This is a genomic window from Polaribacter reichenbachii (assembly GCF_001975665.1).
GTDB lineage: Bacteria > Bacteroidota > Bacteroidia > Flavobacteriales > Flavobacteriaceae > Polaribacter > Polaribacter reichenbachii.
This window is the reverse complement of record NZ_CP019419.1, coordinates 216,272-239,090: the sequence shown is the minus strand read 5'-3', so window position 1 is coordinate 239,090 and position 22,819 is coordinate 216,272. Positions and strand designations below refer to the sequence as shown.

The window sequence follows — 22,819 nt, the reverse complement described above, 5'->3', positions numbered from 1 at the left end:
TAAATTAGGAATGAAAACCGTTTTTCAACATATAAAAGGAGATAAAACCATTTGGGCAATTGTTGCCATTTTGGCGGTTTTCTCATTTATGCCGGTATATAGTGCTAGTACAAATCTGGTGTATGTTGTGGGTTCAGGTTCTACTTTTGGATATTTAATAAAACATATGGTTTTATTAATTATGGGTTTTGCAATTATATATGGAGTCCATAAAATTCCGTACAGATATTTTTCTGGTGGATCTGTTTTAATGTTGCCAATAGTTATTATTCTATTGATTTTTACTTTAATGCAAGGAACCACAATTGGAGGGGCAAACGCAAGTAGATGGATTCGTATTCCGTTTGTTGGTGTTGGTTTTCAAACATCAACTTTGGCAGGTTTGGTGTTAATGGTTTATGTAGCAAGATATTTGGCAAAGAATAAAGAAAAAGAAATAAAATTTAAAGAAAGTGTTTTTCAGCTTTGGTTACCAGTTGCTCTTGTTTTAATATTGATTTTACCCGCAAATTTTTCTACAACAGCCATTATTTTTATAATGATTTTAATGGTCGTTTTTATAGGTGGATACCCAATAAAATATATAGGAATCATTTTAGGAGCTGGTATTTTTGCACTAGCATTTTTTGTATTAATAGCTAAAGCATTTCCAGATGCAATGCCAAACAGAGTGCAAACTTGGCAAAATAGAATAGCCAATTTTTCTGATAAAGAAAGCAAAGAAGCTTATCAAGTAGAAAAAGCGAAAATTGCAATAGCAACAGGTGGACCAATTGGTAGAGGTCCAGGAAAAAGTGTGCAGAAAAATTTTTTACCACAATCATCATCAGATTTTATTTTTGCAATAATTATAGAAGAATATGGTTTGGCTGGCGGGCTTATGGTAATATTTATATACTTTCTATTGTTGTTTAGAATTTTTGTGGTTATTAGAAAAACAACTACAATTTTCGGAACTTTATTAGTAGTTGGTGTAGGTTGCCCAATCATTTTTCAGGCAACGATAAATATGGCAGTTGCTACAAATTTGTTTCCGGTAACTGGGCAAACATTACCATTAATTAGTAGTGGAGGTACTTCTATTTGGATGACTTGTTTTGCACTTGGAATGATTTTAAGTGTAAGTGCATCAAAAGAAGAAACAGAAGAAGATATTTTAGATGATAACCCTTTAGATATTTTGCATGAGACGATATAACATACTTATTTCTGGAGGGGGAACAGGAGGTCATATCTATCCTGCAATTGCAATTGCAAACGAAATAAAATTGCGTTATCCAGATGCAAACTTTTTGTTTGTTGGGGCAAAAGATAAAATGGAAATGGAAAAAGTGCCACAAGCAGGTTACAAAATTAAAGGCTTATGGATTTCTGGTATTCAAAGAAAAATAACATTCAGTAACTTAATGTTTCCAATTAAATTCATCAGTAGTTTAATTAAAGCATCAAGTATAATAAGACAGTTTCAGCCAGATATTGCTATTGGTACAGGAGGTTTTGCAAGTGGGCCAACATTAATAATGGCAAGTAGAAATGGAGTGCCAACATTAATACAAGAACAAAATTCTTTTCCAGGGATAACTAATAAATTATTGAGTAAAAGAGCTCATAAAATTTGTGTGGCTTATAATAATTTAGAGCGTTTTTTTTCTTCGGATAAAATCGTAAAAACGGGTAATCCTGTTCGTCAAGATTTATTAAATATTTATACAAAAGTAGAGGAGGCAAAACAGTTTTTTAAGTTAGATAAAACAAAGAAAACAGTTTTAGTTTTAGGCGGAAGTTTAGGAGCAAGAAAAATAAATCAGTTAATAGAAAGTAATTTAGAGTTTTTTAAAAAACAAGAAGTTCAAGTTATTTGGCAATGTGGTAAATTTTATATTGATGATTATAAAAAATACTCTGATTTAAAGCATATTCAAGTACATCAATTTATCAATAGAATGGATTTGGCTTATGCAGCTGCAGATTTTGTAATTTCTAGATCTGGTGCAAGTTCAGTTTCTGAATTATGTATTGTAGGTAAGCCTGTAATTTTTATTCCTTCTCCAAATGTGGCAGAAGATCATCAAACAAAAAATGCCAAAGCAATTGCAGATAATCATGGGGCAATTTTGTTACCAGAAAAAGAAATAGACACATTTCCGATAGTTTTTGAAACTTTATTAAAAGATAAAGGGAAACAAGAAAATTTATCAGAAAACATTAAAGAATTGGCTTTGCCAAGTGCAACAACAAATATTGTAAACGAAATAGAAAAGTTATTAAATAAGTGAATTTAAAAAATATACATAACGTTTTTTTCATAGGTATTGGAGGTATAGGTATGAGTGCAATTGCACGTTATTTTGCTGCCAATAAAAAAGCTGTGGCTGGTTATGATAAAACTCCTTCTCAAATCACTAAAGATTTAGAGGAATTGAGTGTAGAAATTCATTTTAATGATGCTGTTAAAAATATTCCGATATCTTTTTTAAATAAAGATAAAACTTTGGTGGTTTATACACCTGCAATTTCTAAAAATCATAAGCAATTAAATTATTTTTTAGAGAATGATTTTAAGGTTTTAAAAAGATCAGAAATTTTAGGAGAAATAACAAAATCTACTTTTTGTTTGGGTGTTGCAGGTACGCATGGTAAAACAACAACTTCTTCGATTTTAGGGCATATTATGGCAGAAGTAAATGCGACTTCTTTTTTAGGCGGAATTGCAGAAAACTACAATTCTAACTTAATTTTAGGAGAAGATAAAATTTCTGTGGTAGAAGCAGATGAATTCGATCGATCTTTCTTGCAATTAAGTCCGAATATTGCTTGTATAACTTCTATGGATGCAGATCATTTAGATATTTATGGAGTGCCAGAAGCATTGCAAGAATCATTTTTTGCTTTCTCTCAAAAAGTATCAGATACTTTAATTGTTGCCAAAGGTTTGCCAATTGAAGGATTAACGTATGCAATAAATGAAGATGCAGATTATAAGGCGTTTAACTTAAGAATTGAAAGAGGAAAATATATTTTTGATGTACAGACTCCATCAGAAAAAATAAATAATATTGAGTTTCTTTTGCCTGGTAATCATAATGTTATGAATGCATTAGCAGCTTTAGCTATGGCAGATGTGTATGGCGTTTCTTTAGAGAATATCAAAAAAAGTTTAGCAACATTTAAAGGCGTTAAACGTAGGTTTTCTTATAAAATTAAAACGAATGATTTTGTTTTAATTGATGATTATGCACATCATCCAACAGAAATTAATGCGGTTAAAAGTGCTGTAAGAGAAATGTATCCAAATGAAAAAGTGTTGGTTGTTTTTCAGCCACACTTATTTTCAAGAACAAAAGATTTTATTAATGATTTTGCAAATGCTTTATCAAAGTTTGATGAAATCTTGTTATTAGACATTTATCCTGCTAGAGAAGAACCAATAAAAGGAGTAAATTCTGAATGGTTATTAAATAAGATTGAGAATAGCAACAAAAAGTTAACAAATAGAACGAAATTAGTTAAAGATATTAAGAATTCAGCATCAAAAATAGTAGTTATGTTAGGTGCAGGAGATATTGGAGTAATGATAAATGAAGTAAGAGATCAATTTTTAAAACCCCAAGAAAATGAAGTTTAAAAAGGTTTTAAAATACGTAGTATTTCTTGTTATAATAGCAAGTTTAGGGTTTTTGTATAGTTTTTCGTCGGTAAGAAATCAACAGAAAAAAGTGTCAGAAATTGTCATAGAATTTGAAGATGGAGACAATAATTTCTTAACACATGCAATGGTTAATAAATTGTTAATACAAAATGATTCGAGTGTGATAAACCAAGCAAAATCTGTGATAAATTTATATGGTTTAGAAAAACAGGTAGCTAAGAACCCTTATGTAGAAAAGGCATCTGTATTTTTAACCATAAAAGGTACACTAAAATCTATCATAAAACAAAGAACTCCTGTAGCAAGAATTATTGCTGATGGTAGTTCTTATTATGTTGATAGACAAGGGTTAAAGGTGCCTTTGTCAGAGAATTATTCAGCAAGAGTTATCTTGGTTTCTGGTGTAGAAAAGGATGAAGAAATTAAAGAAATATTACCTTTAATATCTAAAATTCTAGAGGATGATTTTTTGCAAAAAGAAGTAGTTGGAATTCAGAAATCTGACGCTTCTGATTATAAATTTTCTGTAAGAAGTGGTAATTATAAAATCGATTTCGGAAAATTAGAAGAGGTTGATGTAAAATTTAAAAAATTAAAAGCGTTTTATAATAAAACATTTTTGGATAAAACCATTCAAAATTATAAAACAATAAATGTAAAATATCACAACCAAGTTGTGTGCACTAAATAAACTAAAATGGAAGATAATAAAATAGCTGTTGGTTTAGATATTGGTACAACCAAAATAGTTGCCATGATTGGTCGTAAAAACGAATATGGAAAAATTGAGGTTGTTGGTATAGGTAAGGCAAAAAGTTTAGGCGTTAAACGTGGTGTGGTTAGTAATATTACACAAACCATACAATCTATACAACAAGCAGTAGATGAAGCAGAAAGTGTGTCTGGTGTAAAAATTGAAAATGTTGTTGTGGGTATTGCTGGCCAGCATATTAGAAGTTTACATCATAGCGATTATATTACAAGAAATAACGCAGACGAAGTAATAGAAGATGTAGATATAGATGATTTGGTAAACCAAGTACATAAATTAGTAATGTTGCCAGGAGAAGAAATTATTCATGTGTTACCACAAGAATTTAAGGTAGATTCTCAAGCGGATATTAAAGAGCCAATTGGTATGTATGGTGGTCGTTTAGAAGCTAATTTTCATGTAGTGGTTGGGCAAGTTTCATCTATCAGAAATATTGGGCGTTGTGTAAAAAGTGCAGGTTTAGATTTAAGTGAAATTACTTTAGAGCCGTTAGCATCTGCACAAGCAGTTTTAAGTCAAGAAGAAAAAGAAGCAGGTGTTGCTTTAATAGATATAGGTGGTGGTACAACAGATTTAGCCATTTTTAAAGACGGAATTATTAGACACACAGCTGTAATTCCTTTTGGAGGTAATGTTATTACAGATGATATTAAAGAAGGTTGTTCAATTATAGAAAAACAAGCCGAGTTATTAAAAATTAAGTTTGGTTCTGCTTGGCCAGGAGAAAATAAAGAAACAGAAATTGTTTCTATACCAGGTTTAAGAGGTAGAGAACCAAAAGAAATTACGCTTAAAAATTTATCAAAAATTATACATGCAAGAGTCCAAGAAATTATTGAACATGTATATTTAGAAATAAAAAATTACGGACATGAAACAGCAAAAGGGAAACTAATTGCTGGTATTGTGTTAACAGGTGGTGGCTCTCAATTAAAACATTTACGTCAGTTAGTAGAATATATTACTGGTATGGATGCTAGAATTGGTTTTCCTAACGAACATTTAGCAGGCGATTCAGATGAAGCTTTGTCAAGCCCTTCTTATGCAACAGCAGTTGGTTTATTAATGGAAGGTTTAGAAAAAGAAATAAAAATTGAAGAGGTTGTAGAAGAAATTGTAAATGAACAAATTGAAGAAGAAACAGAAGAAGAAATAGCCCCAAAAGTAGAAATTAAGGCAAAGCCAAAAAAGAAATCTTTTTTCGAAAAATTTACAGAAGGATTAAAAGATTTTTTAGATAATGCTGAGTAACATCAGTAAAGAATAATACAATAAGTAACAAAGAACAATATAAATTTAAAAAAGATAAACGTTATTATGAGCGCAGAATTTGATAACATTTTATTTGATATGCCAAAAACACAATCTAATACCATTAAAGTAATTGGTGTTGGTGGTGGTGGTAGCAATGCTGTAAACCACATGTTTAAGCAACACATTAACGGAGTAGATTTTGTAATCTGTAATACAGATGCACAAGCTCTAGAAAACAGCCCTATACCTAATAAAATTCAATTAGGTGCAAACCTTACTTCTGGTTTGGGTGCAGGTGCAAATCCAGAAATTGGTGCACAAGCCGCAAAAGAAAGTTTACAAGAAGTACAGCAAATGTTAAATACCCAGACAAAAATGGTATTTATTACAGCTGGTATGGGTGGTGGTACAGGTACAGGAGCTGCACCAATTATTGCTAAGATTGCAAAAGATATGGACATTTTAACGGTTGGTATCGTAACAATGCCATTTGCTTTCGAAGGTAAAAGACGTACAAAACAAGCACAATTAGGAATTGATCAACTGCGCCAAAATGTAGATTCTTTAATTGTTATCAATAATAATAAACTAAGAGAAGTTTATGGAAACCTAGGTTTTAAAGCTGGTTTTTCTAAAGCTGATGAGGTTTTGTCTACTGCATCTAAAGGTATTGCAGAAGTTATTACACATCACTACAAACAAAATATAGATTTACATGATGCTAAAACTGTTTTATCTAACAGTGGTACAGCAATTATGGGTTCTGCAAAAGAAGAAGGTGAAACAAGAGCAAAAAGTGCAATTGTTAAAGCTTTAGATTCTCCTTTATTAAATGATAATAAAATTACAGGAGCTAAAAATGTATTATTGTTAATTGTTTCTGGTACAAATGAGGTTACCTTAGATGAAATTGGAGAGATTAATGATTATATTCAAGATGAAGCAGGTTATGATGCTAACATTATTATGGGTGTTGGTGAAGATGAAGAATTAGGTGATGCTATTTCTGTAACTATTGTAGCTACAGGTTTTGCTGCAGATCAACAAAGTACAATTACAAACACAGAAGTAAAAAAAGTAATTCATACTTTAGAAGATGAGCAAAAAGCAACTTATAATTTTGCTGAAAAAACAATTACAAGACAACCTATTATTGATGCACCTTTAGCTACCAATAAAGTAGAAGAAAAAATTGTACACACTTTAGTAGAGGAAGCAGTAGAGACAAAACCTAAGATGGATTTAGTTAAAACAAATCCTATTATTGCAAGTATGCCTGTAGAATTCGAAGAAATTTCTTCGAATCCTGTCGCAGAAGAAGATTTTATAATAACTGATGTAGTTAAAGAAGAAAAAATAGTAGAAGAGCCAAAACAGATACAAACTGATTTGTTATTTGACTTACCTTTAAATTCTTACACAGAAGTAACAAAAGATGAAGAAATTAAATTTAGCATTACAAACGATGAAAAGCAAGTAAATGTTAATGATATTGAAGTGTTTGATGCAACAGAAATTGTAGCAAAAAAAGAAACACGTTATGTTTTAGAAGATTTTGATGCAGCACCAACTATTGGTAAAAGTTCTAGAATTACTGAAGAAAGAAAAGTTGCAGAAGAAGAAATTAAGTTCGAATTAAAAACTGCTACTCCTAATGAAGTTAATCACATAGATACTTTAAGTGAAGAAGTTTCTCCTATGGATTTAACCATAAGCGAGTTGCAAAAAAGAGCAGAGGAAAGACGTAAGAATATGAAAAAATTCAATTACGATTTTAAAGAAAGCTTAAATAAAAACATAGATGAAATAGAACGTCAGCCAGCTTATAAAAGACAAGGCGTAGATTTAGACAGAAATGTGACAACTAGTAAAACTAAAACTGCATTAAAAAAAGATAATGAAGGTATTGATTTTAAATCAAATAACTCTTTTTTACATGATAATGTAGACTAAATATTAAATTTAAATTAATTTATAAAAGCCACATCTTTTTGATGTGGCTTTTTTTGTAAATTGGTATAAGAACAAATTATACCGTTTTTTCAATACTTTAAAGTTGATGTTTTTGATGGTTTTTTAATTTTTTTTTAATTTTTTTTCTCATTGTCGTAAACCGTCATTGCTACAAAAGTGGAATTGTAGGGCTGATTACTCGATGTTTAACTTGTAACAAAATAAAATATATCTCGTCTTAAGTATGTAATCAATTTAACCAAACCTTATGAAATCAGTATACACAAACACAGTAGAAAGAGGAATTTTAACATCAGCTTATAAAAGAGAAATTAAGCAAAGTATTTCAGAATCTAAAAGAGCAACATTATCTAATATGAAATCTATGATAGAAACTCATCAAGATCATGTGCAAAGTCAAACAGGTACTATTTTAAGAGTTGCCTTATTTTTTGGATCTATAATTATGATCATCTCATAACCATCTAAAAAACTAGTGTAAAACAAAAATCCATCTTTTTTAGATGGATTTTATGTTTATATATAAAAACTATTTTAAGAACTAAAACTAGCTTAAAGCTTCTTTAATTCTTTTTATAGCTTCTCTAATTTGCAGTTCAGAAGCTGCATAAGAAATTCTAATACAATCAGGTGCACCAAAAGCATCACCAGTTACTGTAGCTACATTTGCTTTTTCTAAAATAAATAAAGAAAAATCGCTAGCAGTTTCAATTTTTACACCATCAATTGTTTTACCAAAAAATGCAGAAACATCAGGAAAAACATAAAAAGCACCTTCAGGTACATTTACTTTAAATCCGTCTATTTCTCTTAGTAATCCAATAATAATATCTCTACGAGTTTTAAACTCATCTACCATATATTGAATTTTAGAAACTGGTGCTAAAACAGCAGTAATGGCAGCTCTTTGTGCAATACAGTTTGTACCAGATGTAATTTGTCCTTGCATTTTAGTACAAGCTTTAGCAATCCATTCTGGGGCACCTATATAACCAATTCTCCAACCAGTCATTGCAAAAGCTTTTGCTAAACCGTTTACAGTAATAGTTCTATCGTACATACTTTCTATGGCAGCAAAACTAAATGGTTTTGTATCATAGTTTATGTGTTCGTAAATTTCATCAGATAAAATATATATCTGCGGATGTTTTTCTAAAACTGCAGCTAAGGCTCTATACTCAGCCTCACTATAAATAGTTCCACTAGGATTGTTTGGAGAGTTAAAGAAAATCATTTTTGTTTTTGGTGTAATTGCAGCCTCTAATTGCTCTGGAGTAATTTTAAAATCCGTTTCTATAGAAGAAGGAATTTCGATGTATTTTGCCTCACATAAAGTAGCAATTGCAGAATAACTTACCCAATAAGGTGCAGGTAATAAAACTTCATCACCAGGGTTTAATAACACTTGTGCAATATTTGCAATAGATTGTTTTGCACCAGTAGAAACCACAATTTGACTTGGTTTATAATCTAAATCATTATCACGTTTAAATTTTGTGCAAATCGCTTCTTTTAATTCTCCATAACCATCTACAGGTGTATAAGAATTATAGTTTTCATTAATAGCTTCTATAGCAGCATCTTTAATAAAATCTGGTGTATTAAAGTCAGGTTCTCCTAAACTTAAACCGATAATATCTTTTCCTTCTGCTCTAAGCTCTCTAGCTTTAGCAGCCATTGCCAATGTTTGAGAAGATGGCAAGCTGTTAATTCTGTCCGATAATGGATGTGTCATTTTGTTAAGTAAGTTGTTGAAATTTTGTTTATGCTAATTCAGGGTTTTGCCCTAAAACACCTAAATGTTTAAAATGCTCTATAATAGCTTTTCTCATTGTTTTATACTCATTATAAGGCAAGTTAAATTCATCTGCTGTTTCTTTTACAATTTTAGCTAATTTGCTATAATGTACATGAGAAATGTGTGGAAAAATATGATGTTCAACTTGATGATTTAAACCTCCTGTATAAAAGTTTACAAGCCAATTGCTTGGTGCAAAGTTACTTGTGGTGTAAAGTTGATGGACTGCCCAAGTATGTTCTAAATTTCCATTTTTGTCTGGTAAAGGCATTTCTGTATTGGGTACAATGTGTGCCAATTGAAATACTAAGCTTAAAATCATACCAGCTGTATAATGCATTACAAAAAATCCTATTAAAACTTTCCACCATGCAACATCTAAAACTAAGATTGGTAAAACAATCCAAAGTGAATAATAAGCCAATTTAGAAATTACTAATTTAGTCCATTCAGTTTTTGGGTTTGGGAATTTACCATAAGATAATTTACGTTTTAAATAACTACGCATTTGTTTAATATCTGTTGTAATTGCCCAGTTTATTGTTAATAATCCGTAAAGAAAAATAGAATAATACTTTTGAATTTTATGAATTTTTAACCATTTAGAATGTAAAGAAAAACGAATAACTCTACCTGCATCAATATCTTCATCATGACCTTCTACATTTGTAAAAGTATGGTGTAAAACATTGTGTTGCACTTTCCAGTTATACACATTACCAGCCAAAATGTAAATGCTGCTTCCCATTAATTTATTAACCCATTTTCTTTTAGAAAAAGATTCGTGGTTCGCATCATGCATAACATTCATACCAACACCAGCCATTCCTATACCAGTAATTACCATTAAAATAGCCATTACCCATTGTGGCATATTAACAGTTAAAACTAAAATAAATGGCACTAAAAACAATGAAAACATTAAAATTGCCTTGGTATACAATTTCCAGTTTCCTGTTTTTTTAATATTATTTTCTTTAAAATATGTGTTTACTCTTTTATTTAAAGTTCTAAAAAACTTTGCTTTATCTACTCTCGAGAATTTTACTGTTTTCATATAATGTATAAAGTTGCAAAAATAAGATATTTAAAATTGCTTTAATTGATAAACGTTAGATTTTGTTAAGAATTGTAAGTAGCAAATAACTATTTTTGCATTTCTAAATAATTTATTGATGGAGATTATACACAAATATTTTAAAAACTTAACAAAAATTCAAGTTGAACAATTTTCTAAATTACAAGAATTATACCAAGATTGGAACTTGAAGATAAATGTTGTTTCTAGAAAAGACATTGATGAGTTGTATTTAAGACACGTTTTACATTCTTTAGGTATTGCTAAAGTGATGCAATTTAAACCAGGAGCAAAAGTTATGGATGTTGGAACTGGAGGTGGTTTTCCTGGAATTCCGTTAGCTATTTTATTCCCAGAAACACAGTTTCATTTGGTAGATTCTATTGGTAAAAAAATAAAAGTGGTAGATGAAGTTGTTGCTGGTTTAGGCTTAGAAAATGTTAAAACTACACACGGTAGAGTAGAAGAGGTAAAAGATACTTACGATTTTATAGTGAGCAGAGCAGTAGCCCAAATGGAAACTTTTGTAAGATGGAATAAAGGTAAAATTGCTAAAAAGCAAAACCACGATTTAAAAAATGGGATTCTATATTTAAAAGGTGGTGATTTATCAGAAGAATTAAAACTATATACTTCTGCAACTATCTACGATTTGCCTAATTATTTTGATGAACCTTTTTTCGAAACCAAAAAAGTGGTGCATTTAGGTATGAAGTATAAGGCGAATTAAACAGAGAAATCTAATATCCCTATAGTAGTTAAAATCATAACTATAATAGTAGCAATTATAAATAGTATTAAACAAACAATAGCTAAACCAAATATAAACTTTAGTGTTCTTAGAAAATTTTTCCAAATAGTTACTTTAAAAAATCTACCAAAAGCATAGATGTAAAATATTATATAGAGTAAAGTACTATAATAGTATATAGAAGGATGAAAGGCAATTGCTAAGAAAAATAAGATTAAAGTTAAATAATTAGCAAAACCATATATGTAAGCATTTATCACTAAATGTTCACCATAATTATAAGGTTTCCAAAAGGTCCATTTACTTAAAACAGCTAGTATAAATAAAAACACAAAGGTTAAAAGGTTTAAATAGCGAAGCATAAATTGCATTATACCACTATTAAATTTCAATTGCATTTCTGCTGTTTTTTTTCTTCTTTCTAATTTGTTTTTTTGTTTTTCAGACAGATCTATCATTTTAGAAGTGTCTATTTTTGCGTCTTTTTCTAATTGATAAAATTGATTTACGGATACAGATTTATTAATAGCAATAAAATCATCAGCAAAATAATTGAAAACTAAAAGAGAGATACCAGCAGATACAGCCAAAAAAGCAAACGGATTCATATAGCGTTTGCGAACTCCATCTAAATATTCTTTTAAAATTTTTTCTGGAGTTATGAAAATAGTTCTTATAGTTAGAAAAAACTTACTATCAAAACCGAAAACATTTATAAAAAAATCTAAAAATAGATTTTTAAAAGTAATTTTATCTATAACTACTTTTGCTCCGCAATTTTCACAAAAATGGGCATTTTCTTTTAAAGGATTTTGGCAGTTTTTACAATTCATAAAACCAAAGATAAAAATAAAATTATTTTAAGTTTAAGGAATTGGTTTTTAGTTTTTTAAAAAATTGATGAAACAGTTTTCGTTGTAAACTTTTCTAAAAACAGCATTCCTTTATAAGAGTTCCCTTTTTTATTCAATTTTGGGCTCCAAACTGTTATACAATATTCATCAGGATGAATAGCAACAATTCCACCACCAACACCACTTTTACCTGGTAAACCTACTCTAAAAGCAAACTCACCAGATTCATCATAAAAACCACAAGTAAGCATTATGGCATTTATTCTTTTTGCTTGACTTTCAGTAAGTATACTTTCTCCTTTTTTGTTTATATACTGTTCATCTGCTAAAAAAAGAAAAATTTCTGAGAGCTCTTTACAAGTCATTTCTATTGAGCAAATATGAAAATAGAAATCTAAAACATCATCTACATCATTTTTAATATTGCCAAAAGATTTAATAAAATTACATAAAGCCACATTTCTAAAACCAGATATTTTTTCTGATTCAGCAACTTTTTCATTGTAATTAATGTTTTTATTGTCTGATATTTCTCTACAAAACTCTAAAAAATCTTTCTTCGGATTTTTTAAATGACTCACTAAAACATCGCAAATAACAATGGCTCCAGCATTTATAAACGGATTTCTAGGTTTTCCAAAATCGGCTTCTAACTGCAAAAGAGAATTAAAAGGGTTTCCAGAAGGTTCTACATCAACTCTGTCCCATAACTTTGCACCTTCAAATTTATAAGCTAAGGTTAAAGAGAGAATTTTAGAAACACTTTGTATCGAAAATTTTTTGTTACAATCACCAAAACCAAAAGACAATTTATTAATTGAAGTTAAATGTACACCAAAATTATTTTCATCAATATGTGCTAATTCAGGAATATAATTGGCAACTTTACCAATATCATCTACATTTTTAACATCTAAATATATTTCTTCAATTATCTTTTTATAGTTATCCATTGATAATTATTGTTTTGAGAGTAACAAACGTATTAGATTTTTTATTAAGAAACAACAAAATTATAAATACAATAAGTAAATAGATTTCTGTAAACTTTACTTTCAATATCTTTTATTAATTCTTAAATTGGTGGGTAAGAATAAACATTGTTTTAATTAGTGTTTTAAGGAATGTTGCTACATTTATTTTACAGCAAAAATCTTGTTTTCTTATAAAAATACTTAATTACAATTTTTTATAAAATTAAAGTTTCATTATGCTTCATACAGTTGTTTTTAAATTAAAATATGAAAAAGAGTCACCTAAAGAATCTCAATTTTTTAATGAAGTTTCTAAATTATCTTTAATACCTGGTGTTCTTAATTTTAAAATTTTTCGTCAAACTAGTAATAAAAATGATTTTGATTATTGTTTATCTATGAAGTTTGAAACAATTAAGGAATATGAAAACTATAATAATAATCCAATTCACGTTCATTTTGTAGAAACTTATTGGGTTAATTATGTAGAAAAATTTCTTGAGTTAGATTACGAATCGTATTAAAAAAAGTCAAATAAAAAAGGAACTACATTGCTGTAATTCCTTTTTTAAATTTATAAAATCCTAAAATAAATTTAGAATAATGAATTGTGTTAAACAATTTCTACAAACAAACCTTCATCTGTTTTAGAAACTTTGGCAACACTTTTTTTAGTTAAACCTTTAATAGTTTTATCCCATTTTTTGTTAGATAAACCAGATTGTGTTTTTAATGCTGATAAATCGATTTTTTCCGCTTTTGTAATGATTTCTAAAACCGCTTTTTCTTCATCATTTAATTCTACAGAAGGCGCTTTTTTCTCAGGTCTCATTTGAGGGAAAAATAACACTTCTTGTATAGACTGGTTGTTCGTTAAAAACATAATTAGTCTGTCCATTCCAATTCCCATTCCAGAAGTTGGAGGCATACCATATTCTAAAGCACGTAAAAAATCGTGATCTATAAATTCTGTAGCTTCATCATCACCTTTAGCAGCTAATTTTAATTGATGCTCAAAACGTTCACGTTGGTCAATTGGGTCATTTAATTCAGAATAAGCATTTGCAATTTCTTTACCACAAACCATCAATTCAAAACGCTCAGTTAATTCTGGGTTGTCTCTGTGTTCTTTACAAAGTGGAGACATTTCTTTAGGGTAATCAGTAATAAAAGTTGGCTGTATGTAATTTCCTTCACATTTTTCACCAAAAATTTCATCGATTAATTTTCCTTTACCCATAGTTTCATCAACCTCAATATTCATTCCTTTAGCAGCTTCTCTAATTTCTGCTTCAGTTTTATCAGTAATATCAAAACCAGTAAAATGTTTAATAGAATCTGCCATTGTTACTCTGGCATAAGGTGCTTTAAAATCAATTTTATGCTCACCAAAAGTAGCTTCAGAAGTTCCATTAACAGCAATTGCACAATGCTCTAAAAGTTGCTCACAGAAATCCATCATCCAGTTGTAATCTTTGTAAGAAACATAGATTTCCATTGCAGTAAATTCAGGATTATGAGTTCTATCCATTCCTTCATTTCTAAAGTTTTTAGAAAATTCATACACACCATCAAAACCACCAACAATTAGTCTTTTTAAATACAATTCGTTAGCAATCCTCATATATAAAGGTATATCTAAAGAATTATGATGCGTAATAAATGGTCTTGCAGCAGCTCCACCAGGAATTGGTTGTAAAACCGGAGTTTCAACTTCAAAATAACCAGCATCATTAAAGAAAGAACGCATTGCATTAAATAATTTAGTTCTTTTTATAAACACCTCTTTAACATTTGGGTTTACTACTAAATCTGCATAACGTTGTCTGTAACGCATTTCAGGATCGTTAAAAGCATCAAAAGTATTACCTTCTGCATCTACTTTTGGTAATGGTAATGGTTTTAAAGCTTTAGAAAGCAATTTAAAATTGTTAACCATTACTGTTTTTTCACCCACTTTTGTGGTGAACAAAGTACCTTCAATACCAATAAAATCACCAATATCTAGTAATTTTTTATAAACGTCATTATATAAAGTTTTGTCTTCGCCTTTACAGATTTCATCACGATTAAAATACACTTGTATTCTACCTTCACCATCTTGTAATTCAGCAAAAGACGCTTTACCTTGTATTCTTCTAGACATTAGTCTACCAGCAATAATTACCTGTTTTTCTTCAGTAAACTCCTGTTTTATTTCCTTCGAATTTGAATCGATTGGAAATAAATCTGCTGGATATGGGTTAATCCCCAAATCTCTTAATTTTGCGAGTTTCTCTCTACGTACAACTTCTTGTTCTGATAATTGCATTTGCTTATAATTCTAGTGTTAAATAAAGGCAACAAAGATACAATCTATGAGTAAATAGACAATTGAGAAAATTGTAAAAAATTAGATAATTATTTCTTAATAATTAAAAACAGTGTATATTTGCACGTTGCTTTTTGTTAAAGTAACATTAGTTGTGTTGTTTTGGCACTTTCATAAAAGTGCTGTGGTTTTGTTAACCAATGGAAAGCTTCCCTATAAAGGGACGCTTTTTTTATTTTAAGAGAAATTCAAATTTAAAAAAATTGCAAAATATTTAAATTTGTTAGTTGATCTAAACTTCATTAAAAAACAAATCTTTTTTCAATATTATTTTTATTAGAAGCTATTTCCAGCTTTCATTACTCGCTTCCCGATTTTACAATCTGGAGAGCTCAAACAAGAACCTGTCTTGAGCGCAGTCGAAAGATTCAATCTGGGCTAAACTTGTTTGGTTTTGTTATTGAAGTTTTTAAGGTTTTTCGAATCTTAAAGAATGATACTATTTTTATAGCATTTTTTGCTGTTTCTTGTAAAATGAATCAGCCTGTAGTTTCATTAATTCTCTTGCCATTTTCTGTTTGTAGTTGTACAATTCTTCATCAGCAGTAATATCTTTGTACACTTTATTATCTATAGTAATATCAGCATTTAGCATTTGCTCTCTTTGTTGCATTTGTTGAGTTGCCCAAGTTTTAACAGCAGATAATTTTTCTTCTAATTTAAAATCATATTCACCTTTTGGTGCTAATAATTTAGCAATAATAGGCGATGTTTCAATAGCCAAAAACAACAAGAAAATAAAGAAAGATGTAAAGAAAGGTAATTTACCCAAAGCATTAATTCTTGCCATTAAACCATCAAAATTAGAAATTATGGGTTGCGATTTTATTTCTGCTAACTTTTGATTTTCTAATAAAGAAGCAATTGTATTTTCTTTTTTATTAATCTTTTCTAAATTTTCTTTTTTCAGTTGATTTAAAGCTAATAAAGAAGCATCGTGTTTAGCTCTTTTTTCTTTGTAAACAGGCCCTTTACCTAGTTTTTTTGTTCCTGTTGTACCTTCTGCCTCAGAAATATAAGTTTGATATAAGGCATTCGTTTCTGTTTCTTTATTTGAAATTTCCTGTTTAAGCAAATCAATTTCTGAATTAATTTTATTAACCTCTGGTGTAAATTGTTGTGCTATTTGAGATTTATTATCCAAAGTCATTTGGTTTTTCTCTGTTAACAAAACCTGATTGATTTCTTTTTCAAACAGTTTTAATTCTAAAGGTTTAGAAATAACAGTAGCAATGATTATTGCCAAAATAATTCTTGGTGTAGCTTGTGCAAATTCTTTCCATTTAGAATCTGTTTTTTTTATGGTAGAGACTATAAATCTGTCTAAATTAAAGATGAGTAATCCCCAAATTAATCCGAATAAAATGGCAGTATAAATAGTATCGAAAACAGTGTATAAAGCATAAGAACCAGCAATAGTTGCCATAATTGCAGTAAAAAAGACGGTGGCTCCAATACCAACGTATTTATTTTGTTCTCCATTAGAACACTCGTTAATTAAATTTTTATCAACTCCAGAACAGGTAAGAAAGAAATTTTTAAGCAAAGTTTTGTATTTAAATGTATAAATACAACGTTTTAAAAGTGAATTTGTTACATAAAAAAGCCGCTCATTTGAGCGGCTTTTAAATTTATTATATTGTTATTTAAATTTATTATATTGTTATTTAAATTTGTCTTATGTTACTTTTATGTCAATTTTTTTTAAAAATTTAACTTTATTGTTTGCTCAAAAGCATTTTGCTATAGAGATTTTCAAGTTCTTTATATTCGGTAGCAGTATAAAATTTTCTTCCCTTAGATTTTGCTTTAGTTCTAATTATATCATAAACTTCATTTACTTTTTTAATTTGAGCTTCTGATAAATTTTCTAATTGTTTAATATATTTACTTATGCTATTTGGGCTTTCAACCTTTTTCCTTTTTGAGGGCGACATTTTTTTATATAATACTTTTAAATATTGAATATTATTCTTTTTGTTGTTAGGAATGAATTTGGTTCTTTTTACTAATGCTTGATATGTGTAAATTGTATCCATTGCAGGTGGAGGAGGAGGAATTATTTCAGAAACATTCTGAACAGAATTTTTTTGTTTTTCAGACATCAAACTATAAATAGTTTGCATTTTTTTGATATTCTTTAATTTGTAGATATTATGTTTTTTCCCTTCATTTAAAAGCTTCTTATATTCGTTCATCTGCTTTTGTGATGCTTTGTTTTTTTCAATGATAGTGTCTTTGTCTATATAAGAAATTTTTAAATTATTTACGTCTTTTAGTTTTACCCTAATATCTTCTGGTTCTAAATCTTCAATTTGTAAATCATTAATTGGAGTATCTATATATTCTTTAACTTCTATAATTTTTTGCGCTTCAACTCTTTCTGCAAAGAGGAAAATAAACCCTGCTAAAAGCGGAATTACCGCCAGTTTTTTAAACAAGATTTTTACTTGCGAACTTTGTGTTGTCATCATTTTTAATCTTTTTTTAGTAAGTGAATAATTCAAATTACTGGCCAAGTAATATTCGTTTTTCCAAGCAGCTTTGTTTAATAATAAATGCTGATATTGGGTTATATTTTTATGTTGATGTATTACACGCTCATCTGCCAAAAATTCGTGGTTTAATTGTACCGCTTTTTTTAATAAAATAAAGAAAGGATTTATCCAGAAAATGGCTTGTAGTATTTCTAAGAGTAAAATATCTAGTGTGTGTTTTTGTGTAACGTGTGTTAGCTCGTGTGTAAAAAGTTCTTTTTCAACCTTTTTGTTTTCGTAATCATTTTTATTGATAAAAATATAATTCCAAAAAGTATGAGGTAATATTTTATCATCAACCAAAATTAAAATTGCTTTTTGATAAGGAATTACTGTGTTTCTTTTTGTTTTATTAATGATGTTGAATAAATTTCTCCCTAAACGAATGAATAATATTGATGATATTATAAAATATAAAGTCATTAAAATTGATTTATAGTTAATCGGATTTTCAACAATAATTTCTGCTGGAATTTCTTCGATATCGTAAGTTATATTCGGTGTATTTACATTTTCTAGAATTATGGGAGCAGCATCAGTATAAATAATAAATAATGGGACTAAAAAAGAAAATAATACACTACTCAATAAATAGAATCGATTAAAATTATGCATTTTCTCTCTTTCTAAAACTAGGTAATAGAAGGCTAAAAGTAATGCTAAACAAGTTGTTGATTTTAAAAGATATGCAATCATTTTTGTTGTTTTTTAATTTGAGAATCTATTACTTTTTTTAAATCTTCTAATTCCTTAGTAGTTAAATTTGTTTCTTTTGTAAAAAACGATGCAAACTGACTAGCAGAATCATTAAAGAAATTTTTAATAAGACCATTTACATGTTTCGAAAAATAATCTGTCTTTTTTATGATTGGGTAATATTCTCTAGATTTACCAAACAGTTTATAATCTATAAAACCTTTATCAGAAATTCTTTTTAGCAATGTAGCAACTGTAGTTGTTGCAGGTTTTGGTTCAGGAAAATCTTCTAAAAGTTCTTTTAAAAATGCTTTTTTACGTTTCCATAAATACTGCATTAATTGTTCTTCTGTTTTTGATAATTGCATTTTCTGATATTTTTACTCTACAAACATAGAATAAAAATTTTAATTCTACAAATGTAGAGTTAAAATAGTTTTTACTTTTTATACCTTTGATTTATAAAAAATAATATGATGAAACGAATTTTACTTTTAGTATCTATAATTTTAATGTCCTCTTGTGGATCAAAAAAGTTTAATGAAAAATGGTTAAAAAAAGAGGCTCCTGCTAGTTTTAAAGCGAGATTTGAAACTACAAAAGGTAACTTTGAGATTGAAGCAAAAAGAGAATGGTCTCCAAATGGTGTGGATAGATTATACCAACTAATTAAAAATGATTATTATGTTGATGTTGCTATTTTTAGAGTAGTACCCAATTTTGTTGCTCAATTTGGTATTCATAATGATAGTTTAATCAATAATTCTTGGAAAACAAAAGGTGTTAAAGACGAGCCTGTAATTCAGAAAAATGATTCTATGACAATTTCTTTTGCAAGAGGAGGTGTTAATTCTAGGTCTAATCAGATATTTATTAATCTAAAAGAAAATCATAGATTAGATAAATTGGACTTTTCTGGAGTAACTGGTTTTCCTGTTGTTGCAAAAGTTATTTCTGGGCAAGAAAATATATTAAAATTTTATGATGGTTATGGAGATAAATTAGGGCGTAAACAAGATTCTATATCCAGATTTGGTAATGAGTTTTTAAGGAAAAAATTTCCTAAAGTAGACTATATAACCAAGGCTTATATTTTAAAGAAGTAAATTTAAGTTAATAGTATATTTCTTAAAGTAAAAAAGCATCAACAAATTAATGTTGATGCTTTTTTAGTATGTTAAAGTTTAAAATTTATTTAATTTTAAAAGTAACTTTTCTAGCTAATTGTCTTGCATCTTTTGCAACAGAAGTATCTTCTCCACCACCAAAATAAGAAAGTCTAGTTGGGTTGATTCCAGCAGCAACTAAAACATCAAATACCATTTTTGCTCTATTCTGAGAAAGTGTTTTGTTTCTTTCTACAGTACCAGTTTCATCAGCATAACCAATTAATTCTGCATTTACGTATGGATTATCAATCATAAATTGTTTTAAGTAATTTACAGAATTTAAAGAACCTTCTTGAATTTTAGTTTTATTTGTATCAAAATATACATTAATATAACCGCTGTTTAACAAGTTTCTAATGAAATCTACATTAGAACCACTAACAACATTTGCGTATTTATTAATTTCATTCTTTTTAACATATCTTTCGTCAAGTTCAGTCATAATAAGTTCTTTATTAGGACCAGATTCTTTTGTTTTTAAGATTGCAATTTCTTTTTCAGCAGAATCTAAACGTTTTTTTAATGAAACTAATTCGCCATCGATTACTTCTTCATCTAATTCTTCATTCCAAAAATCAGCAGATTGTTTATTTCTACCTAAGGCAATGTTAAGACCTATAGAAGTATTCATTAGACTAATATTAGATTCTCTTCCAGATGTGTTTGCACCACCATCAAAATTATCTTCTTGATTATAATGTATAAGAGAATTAAAATCTAAAAATATAGAAAATCTATTTGATAATTTAAACTGAGGTGTTAAACCAACATTCATTACATACATTAAATCACCACCATTATCAGTTGGTTCTGTAACATTTAAAGAAGCTGCACCTGCACCAACATGTGCCAAAAGGTTAAAGCGATTAGTAAACGATTTAAAATTTAAAAGGTTTCCTAAATTTACAACTCCTTCTAACGAAGCTCTATAGTAGTTAGATTTAAAATCAGCAGTACTATTTTCGTCTGCACTAAAGCTATTGTATCCTAAATCTAAACGTAAACCAAATTTTTCATTAAACATGTATCTAAAACCCATACTTCCTTGTCCCAAGATATTTGCAGAATAACCAGGAGTTATTGTAGAACCAATTTGATGTAAACCTCCTCCAATATCTATAGACCAATGGTCAAAATCTTCTTGTGCTTGAGTTAAAAAAGACAATAATGTAAATACTGCCCCAAAGTAAATTTTCTTCATCTTATTTTGTTTATTTATTATTTTTTTTAATTGTGTAATTAAAGTCAAACTTAATTATATTAATGATTTTGGAGGATTTTATCTTATCAACTGTTTCATTTTATCGTTAAACTGATAAAATTACTTGTTAACTTGCGGTAAAGATAATAATTATAAGTAAAGCTTAGTAAAATTAGTATAAAAATATGGAATAGTTTCTATGCCTTTTAAGTAGTTCCAAACTCCAAAATGTTCGTTTGGAGAATGAATAGCATCTGAGTTTAAACCAAAGCCCATTAAAATAGTCTTACTCTTTAGTTCTTTCTCAAATAAGGCTACAATTGGTATGCTTCCTCCACTTCTTTGCGGAATAGGAGTTTTTCCAAAAGTAGTTTCGTAGGCTTGACTTGCGGCTTGATATGCAATATTATCTATTGGCGTAACATAACCTTGGCCTCCATGGTGAGGTTTTACCTTAACTTTTACAGATTTAGGTGCAATACTTTCAAAATGTTTTACAAATAAATCAGTGATTTCTCTCCAATCTTGATTTGGTACTAAACGCATAGAAATCTTTGCAAAAGCTTTACTAGCAATTACCGTTTTTGCACCTTCACCTATATAGCCTCCCCAAATTCCATTAACATCTAATGTAGGTCTTATAGCATTACGTTCGTTAGTCGTATACCCTTCTTCACCATAAACTGCATCAATATTTAATGCTGATTTATATGCATCCAAAGAAAAAGGAGCTTTTGCCATTTCTGCTCTTTCTTCTTTTGATAATTCTTCTACATTATCATAAAATCCAGGAATGGTAATATGATTGTTTTTATCGTGTAAAGAAGCTATCATTTTGGTTAAAATATTGATAGGGTTTGCTACAGCACCACCATATAAACCAGAATGTAAGTCTCTATTTGGTCCTGTTACTTCTACTTCTACATAACTCAAGCCACGTAAACCTGTTGTTATTGACGGAATATTGTTGGCAATTATTCCTGTATCTGATATTAAAATGACATCATTTGCCAACTTTTCTTTATTTCTAGGTACAAACCAAGCTAAACTTTCTGAACCAACTTCTTCTTCACCTTCAATCATAAATTTAACATTACACGGTAAATTCCCTGTGGATGTCATATACTCTAAAGCTTTAACGTGCATATACATTTGTCCTTTATCATCACAAGCACCTCTAGCAAAAATTGCTCCTTCTGGATGAATTTCTGTTTTTTTGATGATAGGTTCAAAGGGAGGTGAAGTCCATAATTCTATTGGATCTGCAGGTTGTACATCATAATGACCATAAACTAAAACCGTTGGTAATTTTTTATCAATAATTTTTTCTCCATATATTATTGGATAACCAGGAGTTTCACATAATTCCACTTTATCACAACCAGCTTTTTTAAGACTATTCAATACAAAGTCTGCTGTTAATAAAACATCTTTTTTATAAGCTGAATCTGCTGATATTGATGGTATTTTTAACAAATCAATTAATTCATCTAAAAACCGTTGTTTATTCTCTTCAATATAATTTTGGATGCTTTTCATATATTAAATTTAAGTCTTAATCATCAAAAATAGAAAAATTATAATGAACAACTTTGTAGTTTACAAGTATTGTTTATATTTGCATCCCGTTAAATGGGAAAGTTGCAGGCGTGGTGGAATTGGTAGACACGCTAGACTTAGGATCTAGTGCCGCGAGGTGTGAGAGTTCGAGTCTCTCCGCCTGTACAATTTTAAACCTTTC

Annotated in this window: 20 protein-coding genes and 1 tRNA gene; 11 read left to right on the top strand and 10 right to left on the bottom strand. The window is 29.1% G+C overall.

The genetic code is table 11. The annotated features are described in order from the left end of the window. Nucleotides 1–10 precede the first annotated feature (10 nt). From BW723_RS01020 to BW723_RS00990, 7 genes are all read left to right on the top strand, one after another. On the top strand, nt 11–1,198 hold the full coding sequence (locus BW723_RS01020) for an FtsW/RodA/SpoVE family cell cycle protein (RefSeq protein ID WP_068363785.1): 1,188 nt from the start codon (nt 11–13) through the stop codon (nt 1,196–1,198). Continuing rightward, nucleotides 1,185–2,276, top strand: a complete 1,092-nt coding sequence (gene murG / locus BW723_RS01015; RefSeq protein ID WP_068363788.1) for an undecaprenyldiphospho-muramoylpentapeptide beta-N-acetylglucosaminyltransferase — start codon at nt 1,185–1,187, stop codon at nt 2,274–2,276. The genes BW723_RS01020 and murG overlap by 14 nt, the downstream gene beginning before the upstream one ends. Then, nucleotides 2,273–3,625 (top strand): UDP-N-acetylmuramate--L-alanine ligase, encoded by a 1,353-nt coding sequence (gene murC / locus BW723_RS01010; RefSeq protein WP_068363791.1) that lies wholly within the window; start codon nt 2,273–2,275, stop codon nt 3,623–3,625. Before murG ends, murC begins: the two co-directional genes overlap by 4 nt. Continuing rightward, on the top strand, nt 3,615–4,340 hold the full coding sequence (locus tag BW723_RS01005) for a cell division protein FtsQ/DivIB (RefSeq protein WP_068363794.1): 726 nt from the start codon (nt 3,615–3,617) through the stop codon (nt 4,338–4,340). The genes murC and BW723_RS01005 overlap by 11 nt, the downstream gene beginning before the upstream one ends. A gap of 6 nt (nt 4,341–4,346) precedes the next feature. Beyond that, complete coding sequence (gene ftsA / locus BW723_RS01000) at nt 4,347–5,672, top strand: cell division protein FtsA (RefSeq protein ID WP_068363797.1); 1,326 nt, start codon at nt 4,347–4,349, stop codon at nt 5,670–5,672. Between the two features lie 66 nt (nt 5,673–5,738). After that, the gene (gene ftsZ / locus BW723_RS00995; RefSeq protein WP_068363800.1) at nt 5,739–7,628 is read left to right on the top strand and encodes a cell division protein FtsZ; all 1,890 of its coding nucleotides are present in this window, start codon (nt 5,739–5,741) and stop codon (nt 7,626–7,628) included. Between the two features lie 268 nt (nt 7,629–7,896). After that, nucleotides 7,897–8,109 (top strand): hypothetical protein, encoded by a 213-nt coding sequence (locus tag BW723_RS00990; RefSeq protein WP_068363803.1) that lies wholly within the window; start codon nt 7,897–7,899, stop codon nt 8,107–8,109. A gap of 87 nt (nt 8,110–8,196) precedes the next feature. On the opposite strand, the gene BW723_RS00985 is transcribed toward BW723_RS00990, so the two are convergent. Both BW723_RS00985 and BW723_RS00980 read right to left on the bottom strand, forming a co-directional pair. Beyond that, complete coding sequence (locus BW723_RS00985) at nt 8,197–9,384, bottom strand: pyridoxal phosphate-dependent aminotransferase (RefSeq protein ID WP_175335423.1); 1,188 nt, start codon at nt 9,382–9,384, stop codon at nt 8,197–8,199. A 28-nt stretch (nt 9,385–9,412) separates the two neighbouring features. Then, nucleotides 9,413–10,504 carry a fatty acid desaturase family protein gene (locus BW723_RS00980; protein ID WP_068363806.1) on the bottom strand — a complete coding sequence of 364 codons (1,092 nt, stop codon included), beginning with the start codon at nt 10,502–10,504 and terminating at the stop codon, nt 9,413–9,415. Between the two features lie 118 nt (nt 10,505–10,622). Between BW723_RS00980 and rsmG the strand changes: the two genes are divergently transcribed. Then, nucleotides 10,623–11,255 (top strand): 16S rRNA (guanine(527)-N(7))-methyltransferase RsmG, encoded by a 633-nt coding sequence (rsmG, locus tag BW723_RS00975; protein ID WP_068363809.1) that lies wholly within the window; start codon nt 10,623–10,625, stop codon nt 11,253–11,255. On the opposite strand, the gene BW723_RS00970 is transcribed toward rsmG, so the two are convergent. Together BW723_RS00970 and BW723_RS00965 are read right to left on the bottom strand one after the other, a co-directional pair. Continuing rightward, nucleotides 11,252–12,109 carry a DUF3667 domain-containing protein gene (locus BW723_RS00970; protein WP_068363812.1) on the bottom strand — a complete coding sequence of 286 codons (858 nt, stop codon included), beginning with the start codon at nt 12,107–12,109 and terminating at the stop codon, nt 11,252–11,254. The genes rsmG and BW723_RS00970 overlap by 4 nt on opposite strands. Before the next feature lie 56 nt (nt 12,110–12,165). After that, nucleotides 12,166–13,083, bottom strand: a complete 918-nt coding sequence (locus tag BW723_RS00965) for a glutaminase (protein WP_068363815.1) — start codon at nt 13,081–13,083, stop codon at nt 12,166–12,168. Nucleotides 13,084–13,340: 257 nt separating this feature from the next. On the opposite strand from BW723_RS00965, the gene BW723_RS00960 reads away from it, so the two are divergent. Then, nucleotides 13,341–13,628: a Dabb family protein gene (locus tag BW723_RS00960; protein WP_068363818.1), complete on the top strand. Its 288-nt coding sequence runs from the start codon at nt 13,341–13,343 to the stop codon at nt 13,626–13,628. Nucleotides 13,629–13,717: 89 nt separating this feature from the next. On the opposite strand, the gene lysS is transcribed toward BW723_RS00960, so the two are convergent. The 4 genes from lysS to BW723_RS00940 all read right to left on the bottom strand — a co-directional run bounded on the left by lysS (nt 13,718) and on the right by BW723_RS00940 (nt 19,076). Next, nucleotides 13,718–15,415, bottom strand: coding sequence for a lysine--tRNA ligase (gene lysS, locus BW723_RS00955; RefSeq protein ID WP_068363821.1), 1,698 nt, complete (start codon nt 15,413–15,415; stop codon nt 13,718–13,720). Nucleotides 15,416–15,920: 505 nt separating this feature from the next. Beyond that, nucleotides 15,921–17,021, bottom strand: a complete 1,101-nt coding sequence (locus BW723_RS00950) for a DUF4407 domain-containing protein (RefSeq protein ID WP_068363824.1) — start codon at nt 17,019–17,021, stop codon at nt 15,921–15,923. A gap of 172 nt (nt 17,022–17,193) precedes the next feature. After that, complete coding sequence (locus BW723_RS00945; protein WP_068363828.1) at nt 17,194–18,708, bottom strand: M56 family metallopeptidase; 1,515 nt, start codon at nt 18,706–18,708, stop codon at nt 17,194–17,196. Next, nucleotides 18,705–19,076, bottom strand: a complete 372-nt coding sequence (locus tag BW723_RS00940) for a BlaI/MecI/CopY family transcriptional regulator (protein WP_068363831.1) — start codon at nt 19,074–19,076, stop codon at nt 18,705–18,707. The genes BW723_RS00945 and BW723_RS00940 overlap by 4 nt, the downstream gene beginning before the upstream one ends. 108 nt (nt 19,077–19,184) lie before the next feature. Between BW723_RS00940 and BW723_RS00935 the strand changes: the two genes are divergently transcribed. Next, the gene (locus tag BW723_RS00935) at nt 19,185–19,814 is read left to right on the top strand and encodes a peptidylprolyl isomerase (RefSeq protein WP_068363833.1); all 630 of its coding nucleotides are present in this window, start codon (nt 19,185–19,187) and stop codon (nt 19,812–19,814) included. 85 nt (nt 19,815–19,899) lie between these two features. On the opposite strand, the gene BW723_RS00930 is transcribed toward BW723_RS00935, so the two are convergent. Both BW723_RS00930 and BW723_RS00925 read right to left on the bottom strand, forming a co-directional pair. Continuing rightward, entirely contained in the window at nt 19,900–21,078 is a 1,179-nt protein-coding gene (locus BW723_RS00930) for an OmpA family protein (protein WP_068363836.1), read from the bottom strand. Nucleotides 21,079–21,228: 150 nt separating this feature from the next. Then, entirely contained in the window at nt 21,229–22,617 is a 1,389-nt protein-coding gene (locus tag BW723_RS00925; protein WP_068363840.1) for a dipeptidase, read from the bottom strand. A 104-nt stretch (nt 22,618–22,721) separates the two neighbouring features. On the opposite strand from BW723_RS00925, the gene BW723_RS00920 reads away from it, so the two are divergent. After that, a tRNA-Leu gene (locus BW723_RS00920) sits at nt 22,722–22,803 on the top strand. Nucleotides 22,804–22,819: the final 16 nt, after the last annotated feature.

Coding starts and splice junctions, on each gene's coding strand:
- BW723_RS01020 (WP_068363785.1), top strand. CDS start 11: ATGAAAACCGTTTTTCAACATATAAAAGGAGATAAAACCATTTGGGCA.
- murG (WP_068363788.1), top strand. CDS start 1,185: ATGAGACGATATAACATACTTATTTCTGGAGGGGGAACAGGAGGTCAT.
- BW723_RS01005 (WP_068363794.1), top strand. CDS start 3,615: ATGAAGTTTAAAAAGGTTTTAAAATACGTAGTATTTCTTGTTATAATA.
- ftsA (WP_068363797.1), top strand. CDS start 4,347: ATGGAAGATAATAAAATAGCTGTTGGTTTAGATATTGGTACAACCAAA.
- ftsZ (WP_068363800.1), top strand. CDS start 5,739: ATGAGCGCAGAATTTGATAACATTTTATTTGATATGCCAAAAACACAA.
- BW723_RS00990 (WP_068363803.1), top strand. CDS start 7,897: ATGAAATCAGTATACACAAACACAGTAGAAAGAGGAATTTTAACATCA.
- BW723_RS00985 (WP_175335423.1), bottom strand. CDS start 9,384: ATGACACATCCATTATCGGACAGAATTAACAGCTTGCCATCTTCTCAA.
- BW723_RS00980 (WP_068363806.1), bottom strand. CDS start 10,504: ATGAAAACAGTAAAATTCTCGAGAGTAGATAAAGCAAAGTTTTTTAGA.
- rsmG (WP_068363809.1), top strand. CDS start 10,623: ATGGAGATTATACACAAATATTTTAAAAACTTAACAAAAATTCAAGTT.
- BW723_RS00970 (WP_068363812.1), bottom strand. CDS start 12,109: ATGAATTGTAAAAACTGCCAAAATCCTTTAAAAGAAAATGCCCATTTT.
- BW723_RS00965 (WP_068363815.1), bottom strand. CDS start 13,083: ATGGATAACTATAAAAAGATAATTGAAGAAATATATTTAGATGTTAAA.
- BW723_RS00960 (WP_068363818.1), top strand. CDS start 13,341: ATGCTTCATACAGTTGTTTTTAAATTAAAATATGAAAAAGAGTCACCT.
- lysS (WP_068363821.1), bottom strand. CDS start 15,415: ATGCAATTATCAGAACAAGAAGTTGTACGTAGAGAGAAACTCGCAAAA.
- BW723_RS00945 (WP_068363828.1), bottom strand. CDS start 18,708: ATGATTGCATATCTTTTAAAATCAACAACTTGTTTAGCATTACTTTTA.
- BW723_RS00940 (WP_068363831.1), bottom strand. CDS start 19,076: ATGCAATTATCAAAAACAGAAGAACAATTAATGCAGTATTTATGGAAA.
- BW723_RS00935 (WP_068363833.1), top strand. CDS start 19,185: ATGAAACGAATTTTACTTTTAGTATCTATAATTTTAATGTCCTCTTGT.
- BW723_RS00930 (WP_068363836.1), bottom strand. CDS start 21,078: ATGAAGAAAATTTACTTTGGGGCAGTATTTACATTATTGTCTTTTTTA.
- BW723_RS00925 (WP_068363840.1), bottom strand. CDS start 22,617: ATGAAAAGCATCCAAAATTATATTGAAGAGAATAAACAACGGTTTTTA.